Source organism: Streptomyces sp. NPDC050806 (assembly GCF_055586425.1).
The window spans coordinates 16,775-42,446 of the sequence record NZ_JBVJIF010000013.1 but is presented as its reverse complement, the minus strand read 5'-3'; the positions used below and the strand labels follow the sequence as shown (position 1 = coordinate 42,446).

General features: G+C 69.6%; 21 protein-coding genes and 1 pseudogene. 8 read left to right on the top strand and 14 right to left on the bottom strand.

The features are described 5' to 3' along the window. Window positions 1–84 precede the first annotated feature (84 nt). Window positions 85–1,332 (bottom strand): molybdopterin-dependent oxidoreductase, encoded by a 1,248-nt coding sequence (locus ACZ6WH_RS34710; protein ID WP_469733551.1) that lies wholly within the window; start codon window positions 1,330–1,332, stop codon window positions 85–87. 112 nt (window positions 1,333–1,444) lie between these two features. Between ACZ6WH_RS34710 and ACZ6WH_RS34705 the strand changes: the two genes are divergently transcribed. Continuing rightward, window positions 1,445–2,821, top strand: coding sequence for a hypothetical protein (locus ACZ6WH_RS34705; protein WP_469733549.1), 1,377 nt, complete (start codon window positions 1,445–1,447; stop codon window positions 2,819–2,821). Window positions 2,822–2,982: 161 nt separating this feature from the next. Here ACZ6WH_RS34705 and ACZ6WH_RS34700 read toward each other — a convergent pair whose 3' ends face one another. Beyond that, complete coding sequence (locus ACZ6WH_RS34700; protein ID WP_469733547.1) at window positions 2,983–4,062, bottom strand: carboxylate-amine ligase; 1,080 nt, start codon at window positions 4,060–4,062, stop codon at window positions 2,983–2,985. A gap of 218 nt (window positions 4,063–4,280) precedes the next feature. On the opposite strand from ACZ6WH_RS34700, the gene ACZ6WH_RS34695 reads away from it, so the two are divergent. Beyond that, on the top strand, window positions 4,281–5,687 hold the full coding sequence (locus ACZ6WH_RS34695) for an NAD(P)/FAD-dependent oxidoreductase (protein ID WP_469733545.1): 1,407 nt from the start codon (window positions 4,281–4,283) through the stop codon (window positions 5,685–5,687). 252 nt (window positions 5,688–5,939) lie between these two features. Here ACZ6WH_RS34695 and ACZ6WH_RS34690 read toward each other — a convergent pair whose 3' ends face one another. Genes ACZ6WH_RS34690 through ACZ6WH_RS34675 form a run of 4 tightly spaced genes read right to left on the bottom strand, consistent with a single transcriptional unit; the run spans window position 5,940 to window position 10,098 of the window. After that, a complete protein-coding gene (locus tag ACZ6WH_RS34690) occupies window positions 5,940–6,917 on the bottom strand; it encodes a tocopherol cyclase family protein (RefSeq protein ID WP_469733543.1) in 978 nt (325 codons plus the stop codon). After that, window positions 6,917–7,954, bottom strand: coding sequence for a polyprenyl synthetase family protein (locus ACZ6WH_RS34685; protein WP_469733541.1), 1,038 nt, complete (start codon window positions 7,952–7,954; stop codon window positions 6,917–6,919). The genes ACZ6WH_RS34690 and ACZ6WH_RS34685 overlap by 1 nt, the downstream gene beginning before the upstream one ends. A gap of 39 nt (window positions 7,955–7,993) precedes the next feature. After that, complete coding sequence (locus ACZ6WH_RS34680) at window positions 7,994–9,076, bottom strand: prenyltransferase (protein ID WP_469733539.1); 1,083 nt, start codon at window positions 9,074–9,076, stop codon at window positions 7,994–7,996. After that, window positions 9,076–10,098 carry a methyltransferase gene (locus tag ACZ6WH_RS34675; RefSeq protein WP_469733537.1) on the bottom strand — a complete coding sequence of 341 codons (1,023 nt, stop codon included), beginning with the start codon at window positions 10,096–10,098 and terminating at the stop codon, window positions 9,076–9,078. Before ACZ6WH_RS34675 ends, ACZ6WH_RS34680 begins: the two co-directional genes overlap by 1 nt. 347 nt (window positions 10,099–10,445) lie before the next feature. Here ACZ6WH_RS34675 and hppD point away from each other — a divergent pair, with 347 nt between their 5' ends. The 4 genes from hppD to ACZ6WH_RS34655 are packed head-to-tail and all read left to right on the top strand — an operon-like array spanning window position 10,446 to window position 16,011. After that, window positions 10,446–11,615, top strand: a complete 1,170-nt coding sequence (gene hppD, locus ACZ6WH_RS34670; RefSeq protein ID WP_469733535.1) for a 4-hydroxyphenylpyruvate dioxygenase — start codon at window positions 10,446–10,448, stop codon at window positions 11,613–11,615. 36 nt (window positions 11,616–11,651) lie between these two features. Beyond that, complete coding sequence (locus ACZ6WH_RS34665; protein WP_469733533.1) at window positions 11,652–12,371, top strand: demethylmenaquinone methyltransferase; 720 nt, start codon at window positions 11,652–11,654, stop codon at window positions 12,369–12,371. Continuing rightward, on the top strand, window positions 12,368–13,705 hold the full coding sequence (locus ACZ6WH_RS34660) for a geranylgeranyl reductase family protein (RefSeq protein WP_469733531.1): 1,338 nt from the start codon (window positions 12,368–12,370) through the stop codon (window positions 13,703–13,705). The genes ACZ6WH_RS34665 and ACZ6WH_RS34660 overlap by 4 nt, the downstream gene beginning before the upstream one ends. Window positions 13,706–13,737: 32 nt before the next feature. Next, window positions 13,738–16,011, top strand: coding sequence for an MMPL family transporter (locus ACZ6WH_RS34655; protein ID WP_469733529.1), 2,274 nt, complete (start codon window positions 13,738–13,740; stop codon window positions 16,009–16,011). 245 nt (window positions 16,012–16,256) lie between these two features. Here ACZ6WH_RS34655 and ACZ6WH_RS34650 read toward each other — a convergent pair. After that, window positions 16,257–16,584, bottom strand: a pseudogene (locus ACZ6WH_RS34650) (cytochrome d ubiquinol oxidase subunit II); the annotation flags it as partial. Here ACZ6WH_RS34650 and ACZ6WH_RS34645 point away from each other — a divergent pair. Together ACZ6WH_RS34645 and ACZ6WH_RS34640 are read left to right on the top strand one after the other, a co-directional pair. Further along, window positions 16,529–16,750, top strand: a complete 222-nt coding sequence (locus ACZ6WH_RS34645; protein ID WP_469733790.1) for a hypothetical protein — start codon at window positions 16,529–16,531, stop codon at window positions 16,748–16,750. The pseudogene ACZ6WH_RS34650 and the gene ACZ6WH_RS34645 sit on opposite strands and share 56 nt — an antisense overlap. Before the next feature lie 98 nt (window positions 16,751–16,848). Then, window positions 16,849–17,085 (top strand): chaplin, encoded by a 237-nt coding sequence (locus tag ACZ6WH_RS34640; protein WP_469733527.1) that lies wholly within the window; start codon window positions 16,849–16,851, stop codon window positions 17,083–17,085. Window positions 17,086–17,470: 385 nt separating this feature from the next. Here the strand turns inward: ACZ6WH_RS34640 and ACZ6WH_RS34635 are convergent, their stop codons facing one another. The 7 genes from ACZ6WH_RS34635 to ACZ6WH_RS34605 all read right to left on the bottom strand — a co-directional run bounded on the left by ACZ6WH_RS34635 (window position 17,471) and on the right by ACZ6WH_RS34605 (window position 25,647). After that, entirely contained in the window at window positions 17,471–18,433 is a 963-nt protein-coding gene (locus ACZ6WH_RS34635) for an electron transfer flavoprotein subunit alpha/FixB family protein (protein WP_469733525.1), read from the bottom strand. Window positions 18,434–18,481: 48 nt separating this feature from the next. Further along, window positions 18,482–19,267, bottom strand: coding sequence for an electron transfer flavoprotein subunit beta/FixA family protein (locus ACZ6WH_RS34630; RefSeq protein ID WP_469733523.1), 786 nt, complete (start codon window positions 19,265–19,267; stop codon window positions 18,482–18,484). A gap of 207 nt (window positions 19,268–19,474) precedes the next feature. Next, entirely contained in the window at window positions 19,475–20,692 is a 1,218-nt protein-coding gene (locus ACZ6WH_RS34625) for an acetyl-CoA C-acyltransferase (protein WP_469733521.1), read from the bottom strand. A gap of 89 nt (window positions 20,693–20,781) precedes the next feature. After that, window positions 20,782–21,963 (bottom strand): acyl-CoA dehydrogenase family protein, encoded by a 1,182-nt coding sequence (locus tag ACZ6WH_RS34620; protein WP_469733519.1) that lies wholly within the window; start codon window positions 21,961–21,963, stop codon window positions 20,782–20,784. Beyond that, on the bottom strand, window positions 21,960–23,111 hold the full coding sequence (locus ACZ6WH_RS34615; RefSeq protein WP_469733517.1) for an acyl-CoA dehydrogenase family protein: 1,152 nt from the start codon (window positions 23,109–23,111) through the stop codon (window positions 21,960–21,962). The genes ACZ6WH_RS34620 and ACZ6WH_RS34615 overlap by 4 nt, the downstream gene beginning before the upstream one ends. Before the next feature lie 23 nt (window positions 23,112–23,134). Then, window positions 23,135–24,322, bottom strand: a complete 1,188-nt coding sequence (locus tag ACZ6WH_RS34610) for a CaiB/BaiF CoA transferase family protein (RefSeq protein WP_469733515.1) — start codon at window positions 24,320–24,322, stop codon at window positions 23,135–23,137. Beyond that, window positions 24,319–25,647, bottom strand: coding sequence for an MFS transporter (locus tag ACZ6WH_RS34605; RefSeq protein ID WP_469733513.1), 1,329 nt, complete (start codon window positions 25,645–25,647; stop codon window positions 24,319–24,321). The genes ACZ6WH_RS34610 and ACZ6WH_RS34605 overlap by 4 nt, the downstream gene beginning before the upstream one ends. Between the last annotated feature and the right edge of the window lie 25 nt (window positions 25,648–25,672).

Below are 25,672 nucleotides of genomic sequence, written 5' to 3'. Positions count from 1 at the left end.
GGAGCGGACTGCCGAGCCGGATCCGCGGGCGTCCGCCGCCCCGGAGCCGCCGCGGCAGGCGTCCGAGGTCCAGGCCGTTTCTCATCACAGTTCTCCGAACGTCATCCGGGCCACCCACTTGGTGTTCAGCACTCCGGGCGCGGCGGGCACGATCACCCGCGCCGGGTAACCGTGGTCCAGGGTGAGGGGCTCGCCGTTGACCTCCAGGGCGAGCAGCGAGCGCGGGTCGCGCACCTGGTTGGCGCGCAGCGCGGCCCGGCGGAAGGCGCCGTGCAGCTGAAGCGACTCCACCAGTACGTCCGGCGCCGCGTCCGCCTCGTACCCGACGAGCCGTGCGACATCCCGCAGCCGTACCCCCCGCCACCACTGGTCGGCGGTCGACCAGCCCTCCACACAGGCGATGGGCAGCGCCGAGCTGTGCAGATCCAGGGCCAGCAGCTCGGCCCGGCTCAGCCGGACGGTCCCGGTACGCCCCGTGACGACCAGCCGCCACGCCTCCCCGCTCGTCTCCCGGGCGCCGACCCCCGCGTACGCGGCCGTCTTGTTGATCTGGAAGCCGCCGGGGCCCTCGCCCGGCTCCGCTCCGCCGTGCGGCGCGAGCACGGCGGTCTGCCGCAGCGGACCGTCGAAGCTGCGCCCCGCCGTGGTACCGAACAGGAGCAATGAACCTCCCCCGACCAGCCACAACGCGCCCCGGCGCGAGACGGTGGGGGGATCGGGACGCGGGGACGTCAGCTGCCCGGCGCGCTCCCGGGGCGGCCCCTCGTCCGCGCGGAGACCTCGCAGGTTCCGTACGGCCGCGGGCATCTTCAGCACGGCGTGTGCGACGAACGCGGCGAAGAACACCCACGCACCGTAGAAGTGCAGCGGGTAGAAGGAGCCGGGGAACAGGTAGTCCAGCTGGACATTGAGCACGCCCGTCGTGAACTCGAACAGCGCGCCCCCGACCAGCAGGAGCAGGGAGATGCGCTCCAGCGCGTGGGCGACCGACCGTGCGGGTGGCAGCTGGAACAGCCTGGGCACGACCGACCACAGCTTCGCCAGCAGGACGGGAACGAGCGTGATGCCGAGCGTGACGTGGACACCCTGGGTGAGCCGGTACAGCCAGTGCGGGCCGGTCGGCCAGGAGAAGAGGTAGAAGCCGAGCAGGCCCTTGTCCGGGGTCTTGTCGTTCACCGGCGACAGGTCCGGGTTGTACGCCGCGTACGACAGGAGCCCGGTCACGAACAGCACCGTGATCCCGGCGAGCAGCACCACACCGAGCACCGAGGTGAACCAGGGACCGCGCAGCGGACTGCGCCAGTGAGGCGCGAAGGAGGTGGATCGTGCCATGCGCCGACCGTACGGCCGGAGAACCCGCGACAGGCCCCGCAACCGATGACGAAACGCTGACGTCCGCGCCTGTCAGGGCCTCGGCGGCTGCCATCCGGCCTAACGTTCCCGTGTGAACCGCGATCTCCTCCGCGACCTGTACGCCGCCGTGGCCGCGGTGCTGTTCGTCGTCGCTGCCGCGCTGGCCGGCATCGCCATCGAGCGCACCTACGGCACCCTCCGCGTCGGGTGGCCTCCGCTGTACTCCAACTGGCTGCCGCACCTGGGCCCGGGCACTCCGGCCGCACTCGTCGTGGCCGTCGCCGTCGTGGCGTACGGCCCCGCACTGGCCGCCCGCCTGCCCTGGCGTGCCCTGCTCCTCACCGCCTGGGGCACCGCCACGGCCTGGACGTGGTCCCTCGCGCTCGTCGACGGCTGGCACCGCGGCATCGCCCGGCGACTGACGACCAAGTACGAATACCTCCAGGTCATCGACCGCTTCCACGACATCCCCAGCACCCTGCGGGACTTCACCCACCACATCCTGCTGCACTCACCCGACCACTGGCCCGCACACATCGCCGGGCACCCACCGGCCGCGCCGCTCACCTTCGTCCTCCTCGACCGGATCGGCCTGGGCGGCGGCGGGTGGGCCGGCGCCTGGTGCATCACCGTCGGCGCCACGGCGTGCGTGGCCGTGCTCGTGACCGTGCGGGCACTGGCCGGGGAGGGCCTGGCGCGGCGGGCTGCACCGTTCCTGGCGCTGACGTCGGCCGCGGTGTGGATGGGGGCGTCGGCCGACGGGTACTTCGCCGCCGTCGCCGCCTGGACCGTCGCCCTGTCGGCGCTCGCGGTGACGCGCCAGGCCACGCGCCGGTGGCGGACCGCCGCCTTCGGCGCGGGGCTGCTGCTCGGCCTGACCTGCTACCTCTCGTACGGGCTCACGCTGTTCGCGCTGGTCGTGGCCGGTGTGCTGCTGATCGGACGGCAGCGGAACCTCACCACGACGCTCCGGGTGCTGCCCTACCTGCTGCTCGGCCTCGCCGTCGTGCCGGCGGCGTTCACACTCGCCGGCTTCAACTGGTGGGAGGCGTACCACCTGCTGGTCGAGCGCTACTACCAAGGAGCGGGCGGCATCCGGCCGTACGGCTATTGGGTGTGGGCCAACCTCGCCTGCACGGTGTTCCTCGTGGGCCTCGCGACGGTGGCAGGGCTGCGGCGCGCCGCCGGCACGCTCGTCCGGCAGCGCGACCGCCTCCTCACCCCGCCGGGAACGGCCGGCGGACCCTCCGCCGAGGCACGTCTCGCCCTGCTCGTGTCCGTCGCCCTGCTCGCTCTCCTCGCCGCGGACCTGTCCGGCATGAGCAAGGCGGAGACGGAACGCATCTGGCTGCCGTTCGTCATGTGGCTGCTGCCGGCCTGCGCCTTCCTCACCAAGCCGCGCGCATGGCTCACGGCCCAGGCCCTGCTCGCGTTGCTCGTGAACCACCTGCTGCTGACCGCTTGGTGAGCCGGTCGTCCTCGCGGTGACGCAGGGCCTTGGAGCCGCCGATGGGTTGACAAGGACCGGGCGACGATCGAGGCGCAGGCCAGAATTCGGCTTCCGCGATCGAGTGCTTCACGACCTCTTCCGCGATTCCCGAGTGCTTCACGACCCCGCGACGGCCGGTGTCACTGCTGCTGCGCGTTGACCAGATGGTCGATCACGTCGGTGAGGCTGCGGCGGGTGCGGTACGCGGCGCGTTGGCGGTCCGACCCGTTGCCGTCGGCCCGCAGACGTGCCCAGCCGGTACGGACCGAGTCCAGGTCGCCGTGGCGTTGCAATGCCGGTGCCAGCCGCGTCAGCAGGTGCTCGATGAGAAGGGCGGCGGGGACGAGGCGCCTGGTGTGCAGGTCGACGCCGCTGCCGGCCAGCCCGTCGTGTGCGGCGCGCCAGCATGCCGAACGCAGCATTTCCGGTTGCGGCCGGAAGGGCGGCGTCCCCGCCTCGATATCGGCCAGGGCCGTCGCCACCAGCGCCCTGACGACAGCGGCGAGGACGAGGGTGTCCTGCGCGGTGCAAACGGCGTCGGCGACCCTGACCTCCAGCGTGGGCAGGTGATGCGAGGGCCTGATGTCCCAGTACAGCCCGCCGCGGTCCATGACGGCGCCGGTCGCGGTCAGGTCGGCGATCAGGTCCTCGAAGTGGGCGAGGGATGCGAAGTACGGCGGAGGGCCGGCGGCCGGCCAGCGGGCCCAGGTCACCGTTCGCCAGCTCGCATGGCCGGTGTCGCGCCCGTGCCAGTACGGCGAATTGGCGGCCAGCGCGATCAGGGCGGGAAGCCAGGGCCGCAGATGATTGCTGACGTGCAGCGCCGTCTCCACGTCGGGCACACCGACATGGAAGTGGCTGGCACAGACGCTCTGCTCGTCATCCAGGGCACCGAACCTCGCGGCGCTCTTCGCGTAGCGCCGCCCCTCGGTCAGTGGCGGCGGCATCGGGTGGGCCAGGACCGGCGTACCGGTGGAGATGACGCTCAGCCCGTGGCGTGCGGCGGCTCGGGCCACCGTCCTTCGCATCGACCGGACCTGGTCGGCGAAGTCGGCTAGGCGGGTGTGGGGATCGGTGCGTACCTCGACCTGATAGCGGGTGACCTCCGTGGTGACGCGATCGCCGAGCTCACTGCCTGCCTCGGCCACCACCTTCTCCGCCGCCGGACTCAACGCCCGGGAAACCGGATCGACCAGCAGGTACTCCTCCTCGGCCCCCACCGTCAGCCGCCCGCCACCCCGCCCGGCGCGTCCCGGTCCGCTCGCATCGGCAGGCGCGGAGCCCTTCCGGCCCGGTTCCGAGCGCCCTTTACTCGCCCCGGCCTGCTGCCCTTTACTTGACATGGTGACCATATTGTCACAGAGAGTGAATGGCGCGGCAGGAGAGCGCCCGACGGTACCGGCGACGACGACAACTCGGCCGACATCCGGAGCGAAACATGCCAGAGCAGAACCGGACCGAGAACCACACCCAGGTCCTGATCGCGGGCGGCGGCCCGGCGGGGACGACCGCGGCAACACTGCTGGCACGGCAAGGCTTCGAGGTGGCGCTCATGGAGCGCGACCGCTTCCCCAGGTACCACATCGGCGAGTCCCTCCTGCCCTCCCTGCTGCCGATCCTGGACCTCATGGACGCCCGGCACGTGGTCGAACGCCACGGATTCGTCCGCAAGACCGGGGCCTTCTACGGCTGGAGCGGCCAGGAATGGTCGTTGGGATTCGACGAACCGGGCCGGCCGGCCACTTACAGCTTCCAGGTCATCCGCGCACAGTTCGACCATCTGCTGCTACGGCACGCTCGTGAGCAAGGCGTGGATGTGCGGGAAGAGACCAGTGTGAAGGAGGTCGCGCTGCCCGCCGGCCGGGCGACCGCAGCAGCCTGGGCCGGGAGAGACGGGCGCCGCGGGGAGATCGCCTTCGACCAGTTCGTCGACGCCTCGGGGCGAGCCGGGATTCTCAGCGCGCGGCAGTTGCGCACCAGAACGTTCCACGATGCGTTCCGAAACGTTGCCACTTGGGGCTACTGGCGCGGGACGGACCCTTTGGAGCAGGCTCCGGAGGGGGCCATCGGGGTCTTCTCACTGCCCGAACACGGTTGGTTCTGGGCCATCCCGCTGCACGACGGCACGCTCAGCGTCGGCCTGGTCACCGACAAACGCTCCTTCCAGCGGGCCAAGGAGCGGCTGAAGACGATCGACGCCGTCTACCACGCGGCGCTCGGCGACTGCCCGCTGTTGGGACGCATGCTCGCCCGCGGCCGCCTGGCGTCGCCGCTCAAGGTCGAAAGCGACTACTCCTATGTGAGCCGGGAGTTCTGCGGTGACGGGTACTACCTGGTCGGGGATGCTGCCTGCTTCCTCGACCCACTGCTGTCCACCGGTGTCCACCTGGGGATGTACAGCGGCCTGCTGTGCGCCGCAGCCATCGGCAGCGTATTGCGCGGCGAAGTGGACGAGGCCGCGGCTCAGCGCTTCTACCGGACGGCATACCGGCACGCCTATGAACGGCTCCTTATTCTGGTCAGCGCCTTCTACCGCATCCACGACGGGCGGGACGCCTACTTCCGCAAGGCCCAGAGCCTCAGCCACCGCGACCAGACCGGGCTGCGTCTCCACGAGTCCTTCCTCAACATCGTGACCGGCGTGGAGGACCTGCGCGACGTCCGGGAGGACGCCGTCGACATCCTCCACGAGAAACTGCGACAGCCCTTGGACGGCCGTCCCACCCGCGGACTCGGCGGCCACGGAACCAGCCACATGCTCCCCCTGCCCACCACCGCACAGCACGCGCAGGCGGGCTTCTACCTCGCCTTGGAACCTCACCTCGGCCTCCGCCCCGCGCGCTGACGGGCCTCGGACTCGGTGATCGGGTCCGGTCGCGGTGGTTCAGTTCCCAGCTGACTTCGCCGCCCTGCGGTTTAGGCCGCGATGGAGGTCCCGACCTGCGGAGACGACTTTCACAGGGGCTTTGCCCTCGACACGATGCCCCGTCACGTTCCAGCGCTCGGAGACACCAGCCGGTGGCTCAGGGATTTTGCCGGGGCGACGCGAGGGATCGCCCGGCAGGCTTCCGCGCTGCTGGAAGTGGGGCCTTGCGCGTCATCGGTCCGCGGAGCCGACGCTTGCGGGATGCACCGGGGCGGGCCCTGTCTCCAGGCTCGCCAGCGACGAGGTTCCCGTGAAGGCGCGCTTCCCCCGATGCACCACGTTCAGCCGGAGTGTGCCTGCCAGGTGCTGGACCGAGTGGCCGAAGCGGTGCGGGGTGAGGGAGGGGACAGGAAGCCGCAGCCCTGGAGAGTCTGCGAGGCGCCCCTCCAGCGCGACCCGGTAGTGAGGGTCAGCGGCCGTGATACGCCAGACCCCCTTCTCCACGCCGCCTCTGACGACCGCGCGGGGCGGGAACATGCTGAGCCGTCGGCCATCCAGCTCGACCACCAGACCGCTGACCCGGCTGCTCAGCCGTCCGCGTCCCAGTAGCCCGCCGGCGAACGCGACCGCGACGCCGGGGCGGTCAAAGCCATGTGCCTGCCCCCACCACCAGAGCGCGGGGAAGCCGCGGCCCCAGGACTTCTCGGCGTAGACCTCACAGCCCGTCAGGTCCCAGTCCTGGCCGTTCACACTGGCCATTCCCTCGGCCCGCCCACTGAGCAGATACGGGTGCCAGTAGTGGTTGAGCCCCGGCACCAGAGAGAACACGCTCGCGCCCGGGACGACGGTGCGCCGGGCGGGCTCAGTCGGAATCACTGCCGTCACCCGACTGTCCCCCGCCTCCACCTGGAGCCCGCCGTCCGCGAAGGACAACGCGCCCGGTACCCGGAGCCGGTGCCCGTCAGGGGCGTCCCAAGCGCCGTCGGCACTCACCGTACGCACCAGGCCGCCCGGACTCGTGGCGAGTACGACCACCCCCCAGGGCCGTTCCGGGTGGTGGTTGACTCCGGAGGCGACCAGGAGCACCCTGCCGTGCCGTGGGTCGGTGAACCGCCAGAGATTGCCCTCCATCAAGGCCTGGTGCGAGCGCAGCGGGTCACCCCAGGGCAGGTCCGCTCCCGTACGTCGCCACCAGCCGCAGCGCGCCATCAGTGCTCCCGTTCGGTGATGAAGGCCGACAACTCGCGGAATTTCTGCCACACATGAGGGGGCATCGGGATGGCGGACAGCGTTCGCAGTGCGGTTCTCATCTGCCGACGCGCCTCAAGCCCGGCCGCCTGCCGGCCACCGGCCGTCTCGGTCAGCGCAAGGGCCTGAGCGAGTCCGCCGGGGCCGACGCCTGCCGGGCGCTGCAGCAAAGCCGCCAGGCGTCCGGCATCGGGGCTGTCGGTGCCGAGGGCTGCGACCAGTGGCAGCGTCTTGCGGGCCATGAGCAGATCGCCGCCGACCGGCTTCCCTGTTCGCCCCGGCTCGCCCCACAGGCCGAGGACATCGTCGGCACACTGGAAGGCGATGCCCAGGCGCCGCCCGAACGCTGCGAATCGGGCGATGTCCCGCGGCGGTCCGCCCGCCAGTAGCCCACCGAGGGCCGCTGCGCAGGCCAGCAGCGCACCGGTCTTGCCGGCTGCGGCTGCCCGGTACTCGCGGACGGTGACCGCTCCCTCCCCGGCCCACGGCCGCTCGGTGAAGCCCAGGTCCATGGTCTGACCGCGCATCGTGGCGACGAGCGCGCGATTGAGCAGAGCGGCCGCGGCCGCGCCGCGTGGACCACCGGTGCGAAGCAGTGTGTCCATGGCCAGGATGTGCAGCGCGTCGCCGGTCAGCAGGGCAGGTCCGGTCCCGAAGCGGCGCCACAGCGTGGGCCGGTGGCGGCGGGTGTCATCGCCGTCGAGGATGTCGTCGTGGATCAGGGTGAAGTTGTGCACCAGCTCCACGGCGACAGCAGCGGGCGCGGCGCACCGGAAGGGAGCGCCGAGCGCTTCCGCCGCGAGAACGGCCAGTGCGGCGCGAATCGTCTTGCCACTCATGGCAGGTTGCTCGTCGGCCGGCCCCGGCTCCGTGTCGGTCCATCCGAAGTGGTAGGCACTCATCTTCGCGAGGCTCGGTGGGAGACGGCCGATCGCCGCCCGTAGTGCCGGCGCCGTGCGCCCGCACGCGAGGCCGCAGATCTCCGGCTCGGCGGGCATACGGCGCGTTGAAGGGGCCGCCATGGCGGTCCTGGCCTCCTAGGTGTGGCGCAGGGGCAGCGCCCCCGGTACGTGAGGTGTGCTGCGGCGCGCTGTGGTGATGGCGGTACGCGCCAGCCACCACACGAAGGCGGCCGCCGTCCCCGCAGCCACGGCGTACCAGGCCGGAGGGATGGGGCGGTCTGCCAGGGCCATGTCGGCGAGCAGCGCGAGCATGGTCGTGCACGTGGTCAGCGGCAGCTGCACCGAGGCCCAGAAGGTGACCAGGTTCGCCCTGCGCGGGTCCCGCATGGCGTCCGTGAACAGGCTGCGGATCACAAAGCCGCCCGCCGGTGCGGCAACGAGCTGGACCGCGGCCACTGCCGGGGGCAGTACGCCTGTCCACGCCAGTGCCGCCACGGATGCGTACACCGCGCATTGGCCCAGGGTGTAGCAACCGCGCAGCCGACGCGGGCCCAGCACCGTGGCCAGGGTGGCCTTGCCGGCCCGCCGGTCTCCGTCGATGTCTGCGAGGTTCATGATCAGACAGCGCAGCACCTGCAGGGCGCACACGAGGGCGACGCACCACCACAGCAGTGGCGGCTGCCCGCCGCCCTGCAGGCGGGCGGCGAGAAGCGGCCCCATGCCGTACAGCACGGTCGCACAGGTCACCTCGCCCAGTGCGTGGTAGTTCAGACGCAGCGGCGGTGCCGTGTAGAACCAGGCGAGCGTGGTCAGTGCCAGGGCCAGTGTGCGGCTCGCCGGATCGGGCATCACGGTGATCACGGCGAAGCCGGTGAACAGCGCGACGAAAGCTGCGGACAGGCCGACTGTCGGGCTGAGCAGCCCCTCCACCAGGACCCTGCTGCCGCCGGTCCAGGCGGTGGGCGACTGATTCGCGCGGTCCGCCTCCAGGTCGAAGTAGTCGTTGCAGAAGTGCGTCATCAGGTGGGTGGCCCAGGCGAACGCGAGCGTCAGGGCGTACCAGCGGAGCGAGACATCTCCGGTGGTGTGGACGGCGATGGTCACCCCGAAGCCGGTGACCATCATGCTCTGGAAGAGGAACTTGATCCGGGCGAGCCGGAGAAGGGCGGCAACCGCGCCGTGGGGCGTGAACGCGGAGGCCACCGACACCAGGCGCATCAGCCTTCCTTCGCTGCCACGATGATGCCGTGTGGAGTCCAGCCGGGTACCGGGATCCGCTGGGCCGGGCCGAATCCCGCGTCGCTGAGGCACTTCTCGTGGAGCCGCCAGGGGTAGATCATGCCTCCCTCGGCCGGCAGGGCGGCGAAATACACGCTGTCCAGGGCGGCGACCAGCGGACCGTCCCCGTTGTCGTGCGACATGGAATTGAAGATGACCACGCGGCCACCGGGACGCAGCGCGGCATGGGCCTTGCGCAGCAGAGCGGTGTTCTCCTCCGGCTTCCAGATCACCAGTTGGTGTGCGAAGAGCACGACGTCCATATCGCCCGGGAAGTCCTCGGAGAACATGTCGCAGGGGGTGACCGTGACGCGGTCGCCGAGCGCGGCCTCGGCGATCCTGGCCTCGGTCAGCGGGGCGGAGGCGGGGATCTCCATTACTGTGGCCCGCAGTTGGGGGTTGGCCCCGGCGAGCAGGATGCTGTTCACCGCGTCCCCGCCGCCGCAGTCGAGCAGCCGCTCGGCCCGACTCAGGTCCAGCGCCTCGACGAGGTGAGCGTTGGCCAGCTCGGACCAGGAGCGCATGTAGCGGTAGAAGACCGCTTCCAACGACGGGTGAGCGCTGAACCGGTGGTAGAGATCCGGGTGGTCCCCCACGATGCGGCGCAGCCCCGCGTTCGTGTTGGTGCGCAGCGACTCGGTGAAGTCGGCTTGGCCTTGGTACACGATGTGCTGTTCGAAGGCGACGGTGTCCTTGATCTTCTGCCAGGCGCCCTCCCGGTCCAGGGCGTCGACCAGCTCCGCCCGCCGGTAGCGCGCGCCTTCTTTGACCGTGAGCCCCAGGGCCGTGCAGCCCAACAGCAGGATGTCCGTGGCCCGTTCGGCCAGCCCGAGACGTTCGCGGATCTCCTCGGCCGGGAGCGGCCCGTGTTCGTGGAGAAGCTCCAACAGGCCGAGCTCACAGGCGGCATTCAGGTACTGGAACGCCGCAGCGCCGAACAGGATGAGGGAGAGACGGTCCATGTCGAGGGGTGGGACTGTGTCGCGGGACCCGGCGATTCCGTTCGGACGCACGGTAGCGGAGAGCGGCAATGTGTTCCCCTTGAATGAAGTTGATGAGGCGGGCTGTCCCCGGGGGAGGGCGGTCGCTTCAGCAACCTGCGGAGCAGTGCCTCGTTCTCTGAAGAATTGCCAAGGGGGAAGATCCATAGGGGCCGGTTAGCTCGTAAGAGGGAAAAGGTCACTTGTGTGGGTGACGCTTCCCTTGCTGGTGAACACCGCGGCTTCTACGTTCGTTGTCGGACAGCTTCACCTCAACATCTCCGGGCGTACCTCTGAGCCACTTCTGCGCTTGAACGTAGGGAATACGGATGAAGGTTGAAAGCAGCGCAATTCCAGAGCCGGCGGCCGGGTATCGGGGGCAGGCGACCGGTGGAGAAACGCGCCCCTGGGACATTGTCGGCATCGATCACATCCGGCTGTGCACAGGGAACGCCCGGCAGGCCGCTCACTTCTATGTGAACGTCTTCGGGATGGAGGCCACCGCCTTCCGTGGCCACGAGACGTCCGGTAACGGGCTCGTCGAGTATCTGCTCACCTCCGGGGACGTCCGTTTCCTGGTCACCGGCGGCGTGGCAGCCGACAGCCCCGCCGTCCGGTGGGCCGCCGAGCACGGTGACGGCGTCAGTGACGTGGCCTTGCGCGTCGTCAATCTCGACCAGGGGCTGGAGTTCGCCCTGGCGGCCGGGGCGAAGCTGATCGAGGAGCCGACGGAGGACGCCGATGAATTCGGCAGCGTACGGACGGCCGCCATCGCGACGTATGGCGCGCTCCGCCACACCCTCGTCGAGCGCGACCGCTACGAGGGCGCCTTCCTGCCCGGATTCGGCCCACCTCCCAGGGGCTGCCCCACACCCCTCGGACGTCGGCTGTTCCATCGGGTCGACCATACTGTCGGCTGCGTGGAGCTCGGCCGCATGGATGAATGGGTGGAGTTCTACCGGCGAGCGCTGGGCTTCACCATGATGGCCGAGTTCATCGGCGACGACATCGCCACCAAGTACTCGGCACTGATGAGCAAAGTGGTCGCGGACGGCACCCGAAAAGTCAAACTGCCGCTGAATGAACCGGCGCCCGGAATGAAGCGCTCGCAAATCGATGAGTACCTCTCCTATCACCGCGGCCCGGGCGTGCAGCACATCGCCCTCGAAACGCCCGACATCGTGAGCGCAACCGATGCGCTGCGCGAGGCCGGAGTGGACTTCCTGCCGACGCCGGACACCTACTACGACGACCCGGAACTCCGCTCCCGCATCGGGAGCGTGCGAGTGGATATCGAAGAACTCCGCGACCGCGGGATCCTGGTCGACCGCGACGACGACGGTTACCTGCTCCAGATCTTCACTCGGCCGTTGTTCGATCGGCCGACCTTCTTCATCGAGCTCATCGAGCGGCATGGCTGCCAGGGGTTCGGCAAGGGGAATTTCAAAGCGCTCTTCGAGGCGGTGGAGCGTGAACAGGAACGCCGCGGAAATCTCTGAGCCCTCCGTACTGCAGGCCCCGATCAAGGAGCGGCGATGAGCCGTGCGACCCTGGAGAAGGACCCGGACGACGTCACCCGCATGTTCGACGAGGCGGCCGCCCGGTACGACCGCACCAACTCCTTGCTCTCCGCCGGCCGCGACCGGACGTGGCGAGCGACGGCGCGCACCGCCCTGGCCCTGCGGCCCGGTGAGCGCTGTCTCGACGTGGCCTGCGGTACCGGCGTCTCCACCGTCGAACTGGCCCGTTCCGGTGCGACGGTGATCGGTGTCGACCGTTCGCCCGGCATGGTCGCACGCGGCGCCGCCCGGCCGGTCGACATCCGCGTCGCCGACGCACTGGCCCTGCCCTTCGAGGACGACTCCTTCGACGCGGTGACCATCATGTTCGGCCTCCGCAACATCGTGGATCCGATGGCGGCCCTGACGGAGATGGCCCGGGTGACCAGGCCCGGCGGGCGGCTGGTGGTGTGCGAGTTCAGCCATCCCACGTGGCGCCCCTTCCGTGCCGTGTACCTGCGTTATCTGATGCGGGGGCTCCCCTGGATCGCCCACAAGGTGTCCAGCAACCCCGACGCCTACACCTATCTCTCGGACACCATCCGCGCCTGGCACGACCAGGAATCCCTCGCCGCCACCCTCCTTGAGGCGGGCTGGACCCGGGTGGCCTGGCGTGACCTCTCCGGCGGCATCGTCGCCCTGCACCGCGCCTTCGCCCCGGCGCCTGCCGGTACCGCAAAGGAGAGCCTCCTATGACCAGTGCCCGACGGTCGCCAGGAGAGGACGCGGGCGTGCCCCCACCCGCCCGCACCGACGCCCAAGTACTGATCGTCGGTGCGGGACCGGCGGGGGCCACTGCCGCCTACCACTTGGCCCGGCAGGGCGTTGAGGTGGCCGTGATCGAGAAGTCGGCCTTCCCCCGCGAGAAGGTCTGCGGGGACGGCCTGACCCCCCGCGCGGTGCGCCATCTGGTCCGTATGGGCATCGACACCACGGCGCCGGGCTGGACCCGCAACCGGGGACTGCGGTTCGTGTCCCGGGGCCGAACACTGGAAATCGACTGGCCGGAAGGACAGCGCTTCCCCGGCTACGGACTCACCCGCACCCGGCACGACTTCGACCAGATCCTCGCCGAACGCGCCGCGGAGGCGGGCGCCCGGCTGCACACCCGGACCAAGGCCATCGGCCCGCTGACCGACCGGACCGGGCGGATCATCGGAGTCGCGGCGCAGGCCGAACCGGAGCCGCGCCCGGTCGAGTTCCACGCACCCGTCGTGATCGCGGCCGACGGTGTGGCCGGCCGGCTCGGGTTGGCCATGGGCGTCACCCGCGTGGAAAGGCGCCCGGTGGGTACGGCTGTCCGCCGCTACTACCGCAGCGAGGCAAAGCACCTGGACCCCTACTTGGAGTCCTGGCTGGACCTGCGCAGATCGGACGGCCGGATCCTGCCCGGATACAGCTGGATCTTCCCCATGGGCGACGGCCGGGTCAATGTAGGGCTGGGCGTACTCAACGATTCGCGCACCGGTACCACCGATATGCGGGCGATGCTCGACCCCTGGCTGGAGCGGACACCACAGGAGTGGGGACTGGCAGGACCGGACAACATCGACGGCCCGACGCGGAGCGCCGCACTGCCCATGGGGTTCAACCGGTTGCCGCACCTGAGCCGGGGGCTGCTGCTCATCGGCGACGCCGGCGGGATGATCAACCCCTGCAACGGGGAGGGCATCGCCTATGCCATGGAATCGGCGGAGCTGGCCGCCGAATTCGTCGCCCAGGCACTGACCCGCCCCGACGCTGCCTCCCGCGACCGGGTGCTGGCGGGCTACCCGCGCGAAATCGCGGACCGACTGGGCCGCTATTACCGGCTCGGAAGGGTTTTCTCCGACCTGATGGCCCGGCCCTCGTTCACCACATTGGTCACCCAGAACGCGGTGAAGTCACCTCGCGTCATGAGCTTCATGGTCCGCCTGCTGTCCAACCTGAGTGACGCCCCCGGCAGAGACGCGGCCGACCACCTGGTGAACTCCATGATCAGGGTCTTCCCGTCGGACAAGAGACTGATTTCCCCAAGCTCAGCGGGCTGATGTCGACGACTGCTCCGATTCCTCGCCGACCGGTGTCGACCAGTGGTACGCCCGGTCCGCTGTGGACCGCCCGGGCGGCGGACTGGGCAGTCCGCCGTCGCCGTCTGGTCCTCTCCGTAGCGGCCCTGCTGACGGTGTGGGCCGCGTGGGCGGCAACCAGCATGGCCGACCGGCTCGACCTGGACGGGACCACGTCCCCGCACCGCGAGTCCGCGCTCGCGGACCGATGGATCGCCTCGCACGCCCCGGCAGGGCCACCCCAGTTGCTCATCGTCGCGGCCCCCGGCACGGCCCTCGGGGGGACGGCCTCCGTGGCCGACGGGACGGCACTGACGGCACACCTGGACCGGCAGCCGGCCGTACGCGCGGTCACCTCTTGGTGGACGACGCACGATCCGGCCCTGCGCTCCCAGGACGGCACCGCGGCGCTTGTCCTCATCACCCTGTGGGGCGATGAGAACGAGCGGGTCCGGACGGCCGGCACTCTGGTGCGCGACCTCGGAAACCACTACGGCAGCCTGGAGCTGGCGGTCTCGGGGCCCGCTGTCGCCGGAGCAGAGACCATGGAACAGGTGCGACGGGACGCCCGGCGATCCGAACTCATCACCGCTCCCGTTGTCCTGCTGCTCCTGGCCGCCGTGTTCGGATCATTCATCGGTGGCCTGCTGCCGCTGGCCGTCGGGCTCGTCGCCGTCCTCGGCACCCTGGGCGTGCTCAGTCTGCTGACCCATGTCACCCAGATCTCCCTGCTGTCCGTCAACTTCACCACCGCACTGGGCTTCGGACTCGCCCTCGACTACAGCTTGTTCTACGTCACCCGCTACCAGGAAGAGCGCCGCAACGGTCACGACGGACCGCAGGCGATCCGGCTGGCCGCTGCCACTGCTGGGCACACCGTGTACTTCTCGGCAGTAACCGTCGCTCTCTGCGCGACCGCGCTGCTGTGCTTTCCGCTGTACTTTCTGCGGTCCATGGCCATCGCCTGCTCCTGTGTCGCGCTACTGGCGGCAGCAGCGTGCCTGCTGGTTCTGCCGGCGCTGCTGAGCGTCCTCGGCGACCGGCTGGTCGCCACATCGCACCGCCGGCCCGCCCGCGCCCACGGTGCGATGTGGGCGCGCCTGGCCGCGGCGATCCGTCGCCGTCCGGGCCTTTGGGGTACGGGTGCCCTGCTGCTGATCCTGCTGCTGGCCCTGCCCGCCCGGCACGCTTCATTCCAGCTGGCGGACGACCAGGCACTGGCTCCCACGTCGCCTGCTCATCTGGCCGCGGACCGCGTACGTGACGACTTCGCGGGCGCCGTGCCCACGGTCACCGTGGCGCTGCCCGGCCTCGACCCGCGGCAGCGGTCCGCGGAAGTCACCGGATACGCACGGGCCCTGTCCGGGATCCAGGGCGTGCGGGCGGTGCGCTCCGCCGTGGGAATTCACCGGACGGGAAGCCGGGAGAGACACGTAGGCCGGGAGAGACACACCGCCGGACGCGGGATGCGGTACACGACGTCTGCGGGCACCTGGCTGGAGGTGCTGCCCGAACCAGGCTTCAGCCCCTACTCCGCTGACGCCCGGAAACTGGTGCGTGAGGTGCGGGCCGTCCGCGCGCCGGTCTCCGGCCGACTGGTCGGCGGTCCGTCAGCTGTGTTCACCGACACCCTCCGGACGCTCTGGACCGGTCTGCCGGCTGCCGTGGCCGTACTCACCTTGTCCATGATGCTCCTGGTGTTCGCCTACACCAGGAGTGTGCTCGTGCCGTTGAAGACCGTCGTCGTCTCCTTCCTGAGCCTCACCGCCGTGGCCGGGATCATGGTGGCTGTCTTCCAGCACGGACAACTGCAATGGTTGCTGGGATCGTTCAACACCACCGGCCGGATGGAGATGTCCACCCCGCTCCTGGTCCTGTTCCTCGCGTTCGCCCTCAGCATGGACTACGAGATGTTCCTGCTCGCCCGGGTGAGGGAGGTGTACCGGAAGACCGGGGACCCCGACCATGCGGTGAGCGAAGGACTGAAACATACCGGCAGGCTCATCACCCTGGCGGCCGGCGTGCTCACCTTCACCGTCGCCCTGCTTGCCGTCTCCCCACTGACCGTGGTCAAACTCTTCGGGTTCTCCCTCGCCGCCGCCCTCGTACTCGACGCCACCGTCGTGCGGTCCGTCCTCGTCCCGTCGGTCATACATCTGGCCGGCCGTTACACCTGGTGGGGGCCCGGAGCCGGCAAGCAAGAACACCTGCCGGGGCTGGCTGAGGCCCGGCACCCGAACCTGCTGGAACGCAGCGCTTCGGAGACCGGCCGACACCTGCAGCGCTGAGCGGCGTCGGAGGGACTCATCGCCTGAAGGGCGGCGCCCACCCACGGCCCTCCCGTGTGCGCGTGTTCAGCACCAGAGCGGCGCCCAGCGGGAGACAGGCAATCCAAGTGGCCACCGGCTCCGGCCGTTGCCGTGTTTGGCCTGGGTCCGGCCGAGGAAGGCCAGTGCCAGGGGCAGCGCGCCCGAGCCCGGCACAACGGGCCTGCTGCCGGGCCCGTTCCCGGATACTGCCGACCGTCTTGAGGGCAGACCAGGATGAGCAGGAACGGCAGGTAGAACCCGCTGAGGAGGGTGGCATACCAGTCGGGGAAGGCGCTGACAGCCGACAGACCTCGTTGCCGTCCCGGACCGGGCCGATGGTGTTGATCAGGACCCGCTGCTCGGGCCGGCGCCCCTGCGCCGGCGCCCGCCCGTGGGTGCCCGCCATGCGCTCGCCAGGGTCTTGGTCAGGACGCCGATGCCGAAGTCGACGCCTTCGAGGAAGAAGTAGCCGATCCACAGGAAGACGATCAGCACGATGGCGCCACCGGCCCTGGCCCTCCCGGTCCGTTCACGAAGAACGTACGCAGGCATCGTCCAGCGCACCCCGGACTCCGAGGACTTCGGGAGGCGACGGCCCTCGTGGGTCGGGATGACCGCCGGCGGTCTCATCGGCTACGCCGCATGGCAGGGGGCGCTGATCCGGCGCGGTGGGTTCGGGGTCGTGCGCCTCGCGGTGCCGCACTCCAGTAGGACCTGATCGGATGGTTTGGGCCGATCTTCCGGAGTATGGCGTTTCTTCTGATCAACGCAGCGGGGAGTCATCAGGCGACCTTCCGCACTCGAATGGAGCACACGATGCGCGTACGCACTGCACTCGCCGCCACGGCCCTCGCCGCTGCAGCGGTCCTCGGCGGAGCAGCCGCCGCCACCGCCGACTCCGGAGCTCAAGGCGCCGCACTGAACTCGCCCGGCGTCATCTCCGGCAACACCATCCAGGTCCCGGTTCACGTGCCGGTCAACGCGTGCGGCAACACCATCAACGTCATCGGCCTTCTCAACCCGGCCTTCGGCAACACCTGCGTGAACGACTGAGCTGGAAGCCGGCGTCCGATATCCCGGGGGCGGCCGCGGACTGAGTTGGGGCGTTTGCGCAACTACTCAGTCCGCGGCCGCCCCTCCGCTTTACCCTCCGATACGGCGGCCGTACACCGACTCTGTGCTCTGCCCGCCGGACGGCTGCAGGGCCTGCGCGAGCGCTGTGTGCACGAGGGCACCCCTGTTGGCCTCGGGGATCAGCCCATCAGCCTCTCGTTGGGGATCTCGCCATCGTTCCGCAACCTCTTCCACGACGTCTGAACGGCCGGCATGCGCATATCCCGGGGCGTCGCGTCCGTCTCGTGGCAAGGAGGCAGGCCGTGGTGCACCACTCAGTTGAACCGGAGTCCCTTCTTGCCCTCTCTCGGCCCGCTGAGGATGGTCAGCCCTTGCGAGTCTTGATCTCGTCGGTCAGGGCGGGGACGACGTTGAAGAGGTCGCCGACGACGCCGTAGTCGACGAGGTCGAAGAGGGGGGCCTCTTCGTCCTTGTTGATGGCCACGATGGTCTTCGAGGTCTGCATGCCGGCGCGGTGCTGGATCGCGCCGGAGATGCCCGCGGCGATGTAGAGCTGTGGGGAGACGGACTTGCCGGTCTGGCCGACCTGGTTGGTGTGCGGGTACCAGCCCGCGTCCACCGCGGCGCGCGAGGCGCCCACGGCCGCGCCGAGGGAGTCGGCGAGGGCCTCGATGACGGGGAAGTTCTCCTTGCCGTTGACGCCACGGCCACCGGAGACCACGATCGCCGCCTCGGTCAGCTCCGGACGCCCGCTGGATGCACGTGCCGTGCGGGAGATGACCTTCGTACCCCTCGCCGCCTCACCGAAGGAGAAGGACAGCTGTTCCACGGTCCCGGCAGCCGTGGCGGCCTCGGGAGCGGTCGAGTTCGGCTTCACCGCGAGCACCGGAGTGCCCTTGGTGACACGGGACTTGGTCGTGTAGGCGGCGGCGAACACCGACTGGGTCGCCACCGGACCCTCGTCACCGGCCTCGACGTCGACTGCGTCGGTGATCAGACCCGACCCGATACGGATCGCCAGGCGGGCGGCGATCTCCTTGCCCTCGGCGGAGGAGGGCAGCAGCACCGCGGCGGGGGAGATCCGGTCGTAGGCGGCCTGCAGCGCATCCACCTTCGGCACCACGAGGTAGTCGGCGAACTCCGGCACATCCGCCGCGAGGACCTTCACCGCGCCGTACTCGGCGAGGGTTTTGGCAGCCTCCTCCGCGCCCGTGCCCAGGTGGACGGCAACCGGGTCACCGATACGGCGGGCCAGGGTCAGCAGTTCGAGAGTCGGCTTGCGGACGGCACCGTCCACGTGGTCGACGTAGATGAGGACTTCAGCCATGAGAGTCGTTCTCCTGCGAAAGACGAAGGGTGGGGTGGTCGGGCGGGCTCAGATGAACTTCTGGCCGGTGAGGAAATCAGCGAGCCGCTTGCCGCCCTCGCCCTCGTCCTTGACGACGGTCCCGGCTGCGCGGGCCGGACGCGGCGTGGCCTCCTGCACCTTCGTCCAGGCGCCCTCCAGACCGACCTCGTCCGTCTCGATGTCCAGATCTTCCAGGTCCCAAGAGGTGACCGGCTTCTTCTTCGCCGCCATGATCCCCTTGAACGACGGGTAGCGGGCCTCCCCCGACAGATCGGTGACCGAGACGACCGCCGGCAGAGCAGCTTCCAGCACCTCCGTCGCCGCATCTCCGTCCCGACGACCGGTGACCTTGCCGTCGGCGACGGAGACCTCCGAGAGCAGGGTGACCTGCGGGACGCCGAGACGCTCGGCCAGCATCGCCGACAGCACACCCATTGCGCCGTCCGTCGACGCCATGCCGCACACCACCAGGTCGTAACCGGCCTTCTCGATCGCCTTCGCCAACACCGCCGAGGTCCCCAGTGCGTCCGTGCCGTGGAGATCGTCGTCCGCCACGTGAATGCCCTTGTCCGCGCCCATCGAAAGCGCCTTGCGTACGGCGTCCTTCGCGTCGTCCGGACCGACGGTCAGAACGGTGATCTCCGCATCATCGGCGTCCTCACCGATCTGCAGTGCTTGCTCGACGGCGTACTCGTCCAGCTCCGAGAGCAGGCCGTCCACCGACTCACGATCAGCGGTCAGGTCCTCGGCGAACTGCCGGTCACCTGCGGCGTCCGGCACGTGTTTCACACAGACAACAATCTTCAGACGCACGGGTTTCGTCCCTTCGCAGTGCTCGGACGGGGGTCATGGGAGGTTCGGGAGATGACGATGCGCTGGACCTGGCTGGTGTCCCTCTGGGCTGGATCTGGGTGATCTTGGCGTCGCGCATCATGGGTTCCAGGGGGGCCGCGGATGCAGCCGTAGCCGCCGAGCAGTGGGGCCGCGTCAGTGGTGATGTCCGTATCGGCGGTGAGGGTGTCACTGCGGCCGGCGAGGGGCGTCCGGCCCGGCGGCGAGGGCAAGTCTCGAACTGAGCACGCCGATCGCCTCGTTGACGATACGGCCGACGAGTTCACCGGCGGAGGGAACGTCGTGGATGAGGCCCTGCACCATCCCGACGCTCCAGATGCCTGCCTCGAGGTCCCCCTCCTCGTAGACCTTCCGTCCACGGGCACCCGCGACGAGGTCACGGACGTCTTCGAAGGTGCCGCCGGCGTCGAGGATCTCGACGACCTTGTCGCTGACGGGGTTGCGGGCCACCCGAGCGGTGTTGCTGAGCGTCCGGAAGATGAGGTTGGTGTCCAGCTCGGACCCGGCGACGATCGCTTCCTTGACCGCGTTGTGCACCGGAGCCTCCTGCGTACAGAGGAAGCGGGTGCCCATGTTGATGCCGTCGGCACCGAGGGCGAGCGGCGTCAGGCCGAGGCCCTTGGCCCGCTCGCTCGTGGTGATGAGGACCGCGGCCGAGCCGTCCGAGATCTGAGAGGAGTTGCCCGCGGTGAGGCGGCCGTCCTCGGCGAAGGCGGGCTTCAGTTCGGCCAGCTTGTCGACGTTCGTGCCTCGGCGAATGCCCTCGTCGACGTCGAACGTCGCTCCGTCGGGCAGCACCACGGGCGCGACCTCCTTGACGAACCGTCCGCTGTCGATGGCCGCGGCGGCTCGCTCGTGTGAGCCCACGCTGTACTCGTCGAGCCACGTCCTGCTGAGGTCGTAGCGCGCGGCGAGGATCTCGGCGCCCTTGCCCTGGTTGAACTGGTAGCCGTCGTACCGCTCCGAGACGAGCTCACCGAAGGGAAGACCCGGCCCGTTGGCCCTGGCCGACCCCATCGGGACCCGGGTCATCGACTCGACGCCGCCGGCGACGACGACATCGGCGTGACCGGCGATGACCGTGGCCGCCGCGAAGTGGATCGACTGCTGGCTGGAGCCGCACTGCCGGTCCACCGTGGTCCCCGGGACGGCCTCCGGCCAGCCGGCGGCGAGTACGGCGTTGCGCCCGATGTTGGCCGACTGCTCGCCGACCTGACCGACGCAGCCCCAGATGACGTCGTCGATCATGGCGGTGTCGATGCCGGTGCGCTCGGCAAGTGAACGCAGTACCGAGGCGGACAGGCTGACCGGGTGGACCTTGCTGAGGGCCCCCTTTCGTCGGCCGATCGGCGTCCGCACGGCTTCGACGATGACGGCGTCTCTCATGATGTGCTCTTTTCCGTCGTGCAACGTGACATGGGGTGTGGTGCCCGGATGGATGTCAGGGCAGCCGGCAGCTCGCACCGCTGGTTCTGCTAGTAGTTCTGCTTGATGGCCGAGAGTTCCCGATCGAGCAGCGTGGGAAGGGCTCGCGCCAGATTCCGTTCGTGAATCTGCGACGTACCCTCGTAGATGCGCAGGGCCCGCACGTCACGCCACATCCGCGGCACCGGGTTGTCGCCGACGATGCCGTCGCCGCCGAGGATCTGTACCGCGCGGTCCGCGACCGCGGAGGCCATCTCGGTGCAGTACAGCTTGGCTGCCGAGATTCGCTCGCGCGGCGGAGACCCGGCGTCGAACTCGCGGGCGCAGTCGATTACCAGCGCGCGCCCGGCTTCCAGTTCGGCGTAGCTGCGCCCCAGCAACGATTCCAGGGCACCGAATTCGGCGATCGGGTGTCCGAACTGCTTTCGGGAGACGGCGTGGCCGGTCGCCTCGGCGAGGATGCGGGTCGCCTGCCCGACCGCGGTGGCCGCCACGTGCGTACGGGCGTGATTGATCCCGCGCAGCGCCTGGCGCATCCCCTGCCCCGGTACGCCGCCGAGCAGGGCTTCGCGACCGACGTGGACGCCGGAGAGCTCGATCTCGGCCACCGGTCCCTCGGCGTGGCCATTCATCTGCTCGGGCAGCCGGACGCTCACGCCGTCGGCGGTGCGGTCGACGAAGAACGCCGAGAGGGCGTTGTCGTCGGGGTCGGTGCGGGCGAAGACCAACAGCATGTCCGCCCAGGCCCCGTTGGTGATGAAGCGCTTGTGTCCGTCGAGGACGTAGCCGTCAGCGGTACGGCGGGCGGTGGTGGACAACGCAGAGGCGTCGCTGCCCGCTTCGGGCTCGGTCAGCGCGAACGACGCGACGCACTCGCCTGCCGCCATCGCGGGCAGATACCGCTCGCGCTGCTGTTCGGTTCCGTGCTCCAGCAGTGCCTGCGAGACCAGCCCGACAGTGGTGGAGAAGCGCGACCGGTAGACGGCGGAAGCCCGGGTGAACTCCATTGTGAGCCGTACCTGTTGCTCGACCGACCAGCCGAGTCCGCCGTACCGGGTCGGCAGGGTGAGCCCGAACAGTCCGACCTCCGCCATGCGGCGGACCAGGTCGTCGGGCACGGCGCCTGCGCGGACCATCTGAGGTTCGCGGGCGATCAGTTCGTTGTCGGTGAAATCCCGGATCAGCGCGAGGTAGTTATCGAACTTCATGGTGCGTACGGCTTCGTCGATCATCGGAGCTCCAGGGACTTGGAGATGACGCTCTTCATGACCTCGCTGGTGCCGCCGAAGATGCGGGAGACACGGGCGTCGGTGTAGAGCCGGGCGATCGGGTACTCGCGCATGAAGCCGTATCCGCCGTGCAGTTGGAGGCACTTGTCGATGACCCGGGCCTGCATCTCGGTGCAGAACAGCTTGACCTTCGCGGCATCGGCGGGGGTGAGTATGCCGGCGTCGAGTTCGGCGATGGCCCGGTCGACCATTGCCTGGCCGGCTTCGAGCTCGGTGGCGCACTCGGCGAGCACGAACTTCGTGTTCTGGAAGTCCGCGACGCGCTGTCCGAATGCCTTTCGCTCCTTGACGTAGCCGATGGCCATCCGCAGCGCCGCCGTTGCGGTCGCCTGCGCGACGGTCGCGATCGTCAGCCGCTCCTGTGGCAGGTTCGCGGTGAGCATGGCGAAGGCATCGCCCTCGGTGCCGAGCAGATTGGCGGCCGGCACGCGGACGTCGTCGAAGTACAGCTCCGCGGTGTCCTGTGCCTTGAGCCCCATCTTGTCGAGGTTCCGGCCGCGGCTGAATCCGGGCATGCCGGACTCGACGACGAGCAGCGACAGGCCCTTGCGGCGATTGTCGCCGCCGTCGGAGGTGCGTGCGACCACGATGACGAGGTCGGCGTTGATGCCGCCGGTGATGAACGTCTTGGCCCCGTTGAGGACGTAGCTGTCACCGTCGCGCACGGCCGTGGTGGCCATGCCGGCCAGGTCGGACCCGGTTCCCGGCTCGGTCATCGCGATGGAGCTGACCAGGGAGCCGTCCGCGAAGCCGGGGAACCAGCGCGACTTCTGCTCCTCGTTCGCGAATTCGAGGAAGTACGGCAGCACCGTGCTCAGGTGCACCTGGAGGCCCCCGATCGTTGCCGCGGCGTACCCGATCTCCTCCAGGACGACGGCGTTGAAGCGGAAGCTCTCCATGCCGGCGCCGCCGAACTCCTCGGGGATCTGGAGCCCGTTGATGCCGATCCGGGCGGTCTTCTTGAACAACTCGGGAGGCACGATCCCCGCGGCCTCCCACTCGGCGACGTGCGGCGTGATCTCCTTGCCGATGAAGTCCCGCACGGTCTCGCGGAATGCCTGGTGGTCGGCGGTGTAGATGTCTCTGCGCATGGGTTACTCCTGGCCCGTTCCGATCAGTTGGTGAGGTGGATGACGGAGTCGGCGGCGAGGCCGGCCATCTCCTGCGCGGTGTACCCGAGCTGTCCGAGCAGCTCCGCGGTGTGCTGGCCGAGTCCGGGGGCGCCCTTGCCGGGGTCGGCGGGCACGCCGGCCAGATGCCAAGGCGAGCCGAGTGTGGTGTGCTGCGTACCGTCGGGGCCCGCCACGTCGACGAAGAGACCACTCGCCACTACGTCCGGGTTCTTGCGGACTTCGTCGTAGCCGCTGATCCGGCCGGCCACCACTCCGTTCGGCGTGAGCAGGTCCATCGCCTCGTCGGTGGTCAGGCCCGCGAAGGCGGCACGCAACTCGGCGAGCAGCTCGGCACGGTGGGCGACTCGCGCCTGGTTGGAGGCGAATCTCTCGTCCAGCGGCAGATCGGGACGTTCGATCAGGCGGCAGAGCTTCTCGAAGTGCGGTGCGGAGTAGGCGGAGACCACGATGGCGCCGTCCGTGGTCGGCATGATGTCGGCGGCCGGGGCGACGGTCGGCTGACCGTTGCCGTTGCGTACCGGCGCATTCCCGGTCAGCAGGTATTCGCCCCAGTTGGGTCCCTGCAGATGGACGGCGACCTCCAGGAGCGAGACCGCCACCTCGTCACCCGTCCCGAAGCGCAGCCTGCGGACGTAGGCGCCAAGGATGGCCTGTGCCAGCACGTGCGCCGCTGCCGCGTCGACGACGGGGAATCCGACGCGCTGCGGTTCGCCGTCGGGCTCTCCGGTGACCGTCATGATGCCGCTCTCGGCCTGGGCCGCGATGTCCAGCCCGGCCCGGTTCCGCGACGGGCCGTGCAGGCCGAAGCCGCTCACCGTCGCGTAGACGATCTCGGGGTGCGCCGCCCGCACCGCGGCGGCGCCGAGTCCGAAGCGCTCCATCACGCCGGGGCGCAGATTCTGGACGACGATGTCGGCGTCCTCGATCAGCTGGTGCGCGATCTTCTGGCCACGGGGGTCCTTGAGGTCGAGGGCGATACCCCGCTTGTCGCGGTTGTACGTACGCAGGATCGCCTCGCCGTACAGCCCGATCACCCGGGCGGCCTCACCCGCGACCGGCTCGACCTTGATGACATCGGCGCCCAGGTCGGCCAGGATCTGTGTTGCGGCCGGGGCCGCGATGAACTGTCCGAAGTCGACGACCCGGACCCCTTCCAAGGGCGTGTTCACGACACAACCTCCACTCGTGCGCGGATCTTCGCCAGGTCACGCTCGGGCCGTACCAGGAGCAGCGCGAGCGCTCCACCGACCGTCATCAGCAGCCCGGTCAGGGCGAATCCCTGGCCGTACCCGGTGGCCGCATCGGCGGCTCGGCCCACGAAGTGGCCGAGCAGCAGCGGTGCGAGGACACCGCCCAGGCTGTAGAAGGCGACCAGGCAGCCGAGGACCGTGCCCCGCTGCTTCGGGTGGACCACGTCCCCGACCGCCGTGAACGCGACCGCGTAGGCTGCCGAGTTCAGCGAGAAGGCGAGCGTCACGAAGACCATCTGGAGCAGCCCCCGGTCGACCGTCGTGAACAGGTACATCGACCCTCCGGAGGCGACGACCAGCCCGTCGGCCAGCCAGCCGCGCGTGACACGTTTGGACACTCCTCGGGCGGTGAGGCGGTTGGACAGCAGTCCTGCGCCGATGGCCGCCGCCGCGGCGACCGCGTACGGGACGGTGATGAGCCGGCCCGCGGTGATCGGGTCGTAGCCGAGTCCTTGGCTCAGGTAGAGCGGCAGCCAGGAGACCTTGAGCGTGGTCGACCAGTAGGCGAAGAAGGTCAGGAAGCCGATGCCGGCCACCGTGCCGGTGGTGAGCAGGACACGGAGTGGCGCCCGCGCCGGCTCCGGCGTCGCAGTCTCGGGGTCGCCGGTGACGGACTCGGCCGGGCGCCGTTCCGGGGCGTCCTTGCTCAGGGTGAACCAGGCCGCCAGCCACAGGACGCCGGCGAGGATCAGGACCCCGAAGGCGGCATGCCAAGACCACGTCGCGACGACCCAGCTCAGCACCGGCGCCGCGATCAGCGGGCCGATCGATGCCCCGGAAGTGACGATGCTTGCCGGGAGCCCGCGCTTATCGGGCGGGAACCAGGCATGCACGATGTGGGTCGCCAGCGCGTACGCCGGTCCCTCGGCGAAGCCGAGCACGACCCGGCACAGCAGGAGCGCGGCGAAGCCGACCTGCCACAGCAGCGGGACCATGGTCAGGATCCAGATGACCATGAGTGCCGCCACCAGCCATCGGATGTTGATCCTGCTGGTGAGGGCGCTGACCAGCACCGCTCCGGCGGCGAACAGCCAGAAGAAGGCGCTCTGGACCAGGCCGAACTCCTGGGGTGTGATGCCCAGATCCTTGATGATCTGCCCGCCCGCGAAGCCGATCACGGCCTTGTCCGCGAAGTTGAGCACCATGAAGGCGAGCAGAAGGAGCGTGATGACCCAGGCCCGCGGGTTCACGGCGGGTCTGGAGGTCGATGTCTCGGGGGAGGAGGTGGGTGCCGTTGGAGTCATGGTGGTTTCCAAACGGTGTCGGCGC

Bases quoted from the DNA above. Each gene is read 5' to 3' on its own strand.
- ACZ6WH_RS34665 (WP_469733533.1), top strand. From the start codon at position 11,652: ATGAGCCGTGCGACCCTGGAGAAGGACCCGGACGACGTCACCCGCATG.
- ACZ6WH_RS34635 (WP_469733525.1), bottom strand. From the start codon at position 18,433: ATGGCTGAAGTCCTCATCTACGTCGACCACGTGGACGGTGCCGTCCGC.
- ACZ6WH_RS34690 (WP_469733543.1), bottom strand. From the start codon at position 6,917: ATGGCGCGCTGCGGCTGGTGGCGACGTACGGGAGCGGACCTGCCCTGG.
- ACZ6WH_RS34645 (WP_469733790.1), top strand. From the start codon at position 16,529: ATGGCGCCACCGGCCCTGGCCCTCCCGGTCCGTTCACGAAGAACGTAC.
- ACZ6WH_RS34710 (WP_469733551.1), bottom strand. From the start codon at position 1,332: ATGGCACGATCCACCTCCTTCGCGCCTCACTGGCGCAGTCCGCTGCGC.
- ACZ6WH_RS34660 (WP_469733531.1), top strand. From the start codon at position 12,368: ATGACCAGTGCCCGACGGTCGCCAGGAGAGGACGCGGGCGTGCCCCCA.
- ACZ6WH_RS34685 (WP_469733541.1), bottom strand. From the start codon at position 7,954: ATGCCCGCCGAGCCGGAGATCTGCGGCCTCGCGTGCGGGCGCACGGCG.
- ACZ6WH_RS34680 (WP_469733539.1), bottom strand. From the start codon at position 9,076: ATGCGCCTGGTGTCGGTGGCCTCCGCGTTCACGCCCCACGGCGCGGTT.
- ACZ6WH_RS34605 (WP_469733513.1), bottom strand. From the start codon at position 25,647: ATGACTCCAACGGCACCCACCTCCTCCCCCGAGACATCGACCTCCAGA.
- ACZ6WH_RS34695 (WP_469733545.1), top strand. From the start codon at position 4,281: ATGCCAGAGCAGAACCGGACCGAGAACCACACCCAGGTCCTGATCGCG.
- ACZ6WH_RS34640 (WP_469733527.1), top strand. From the start codon at position 16,849: ATGCGCGTACGCACTGCACTCGCCGCCACGGCCCTCGCCGCTGCAGCG.
- hppD (WP_469733535.1), top strand. From the start codon at position 10,446: ATGAAGGTTGAAAGCAGCGCAATTCCAGAGCCGGCGGCCGGGTATCGG.
- ACZ6WH_RS34620 (WP_469733519.1), bottom strand. From the start codon at position 21,963: ATGATCGACGAAGCCGTACGCACCATGAAGTTCGATAACTACCTCGCG.
- ACZ6WH_RS34675 (WP_469733537.1), bottom strand. From the start codon at position 10,098: ATGGACCGTCTCTCCCTCATCCTGTTCGGCGCTGCGGCGTTCCAGTAC.
- ACZ6WH_RS34625 (WP_469733521.1), bottom strand. From the start codon at position 20,692: ATGAGAGACGCCGTCATCGTCGAAGCCGTGCGGACGCCGATCGGCCGA.
- ACZ6WH_RS34615 (WP_469733517.1), bottom strand. From the start codon at position 23,111: ATGCGCAGAGACATCTACACCGCCGACCACCAGGCATTCCGCGAGACC.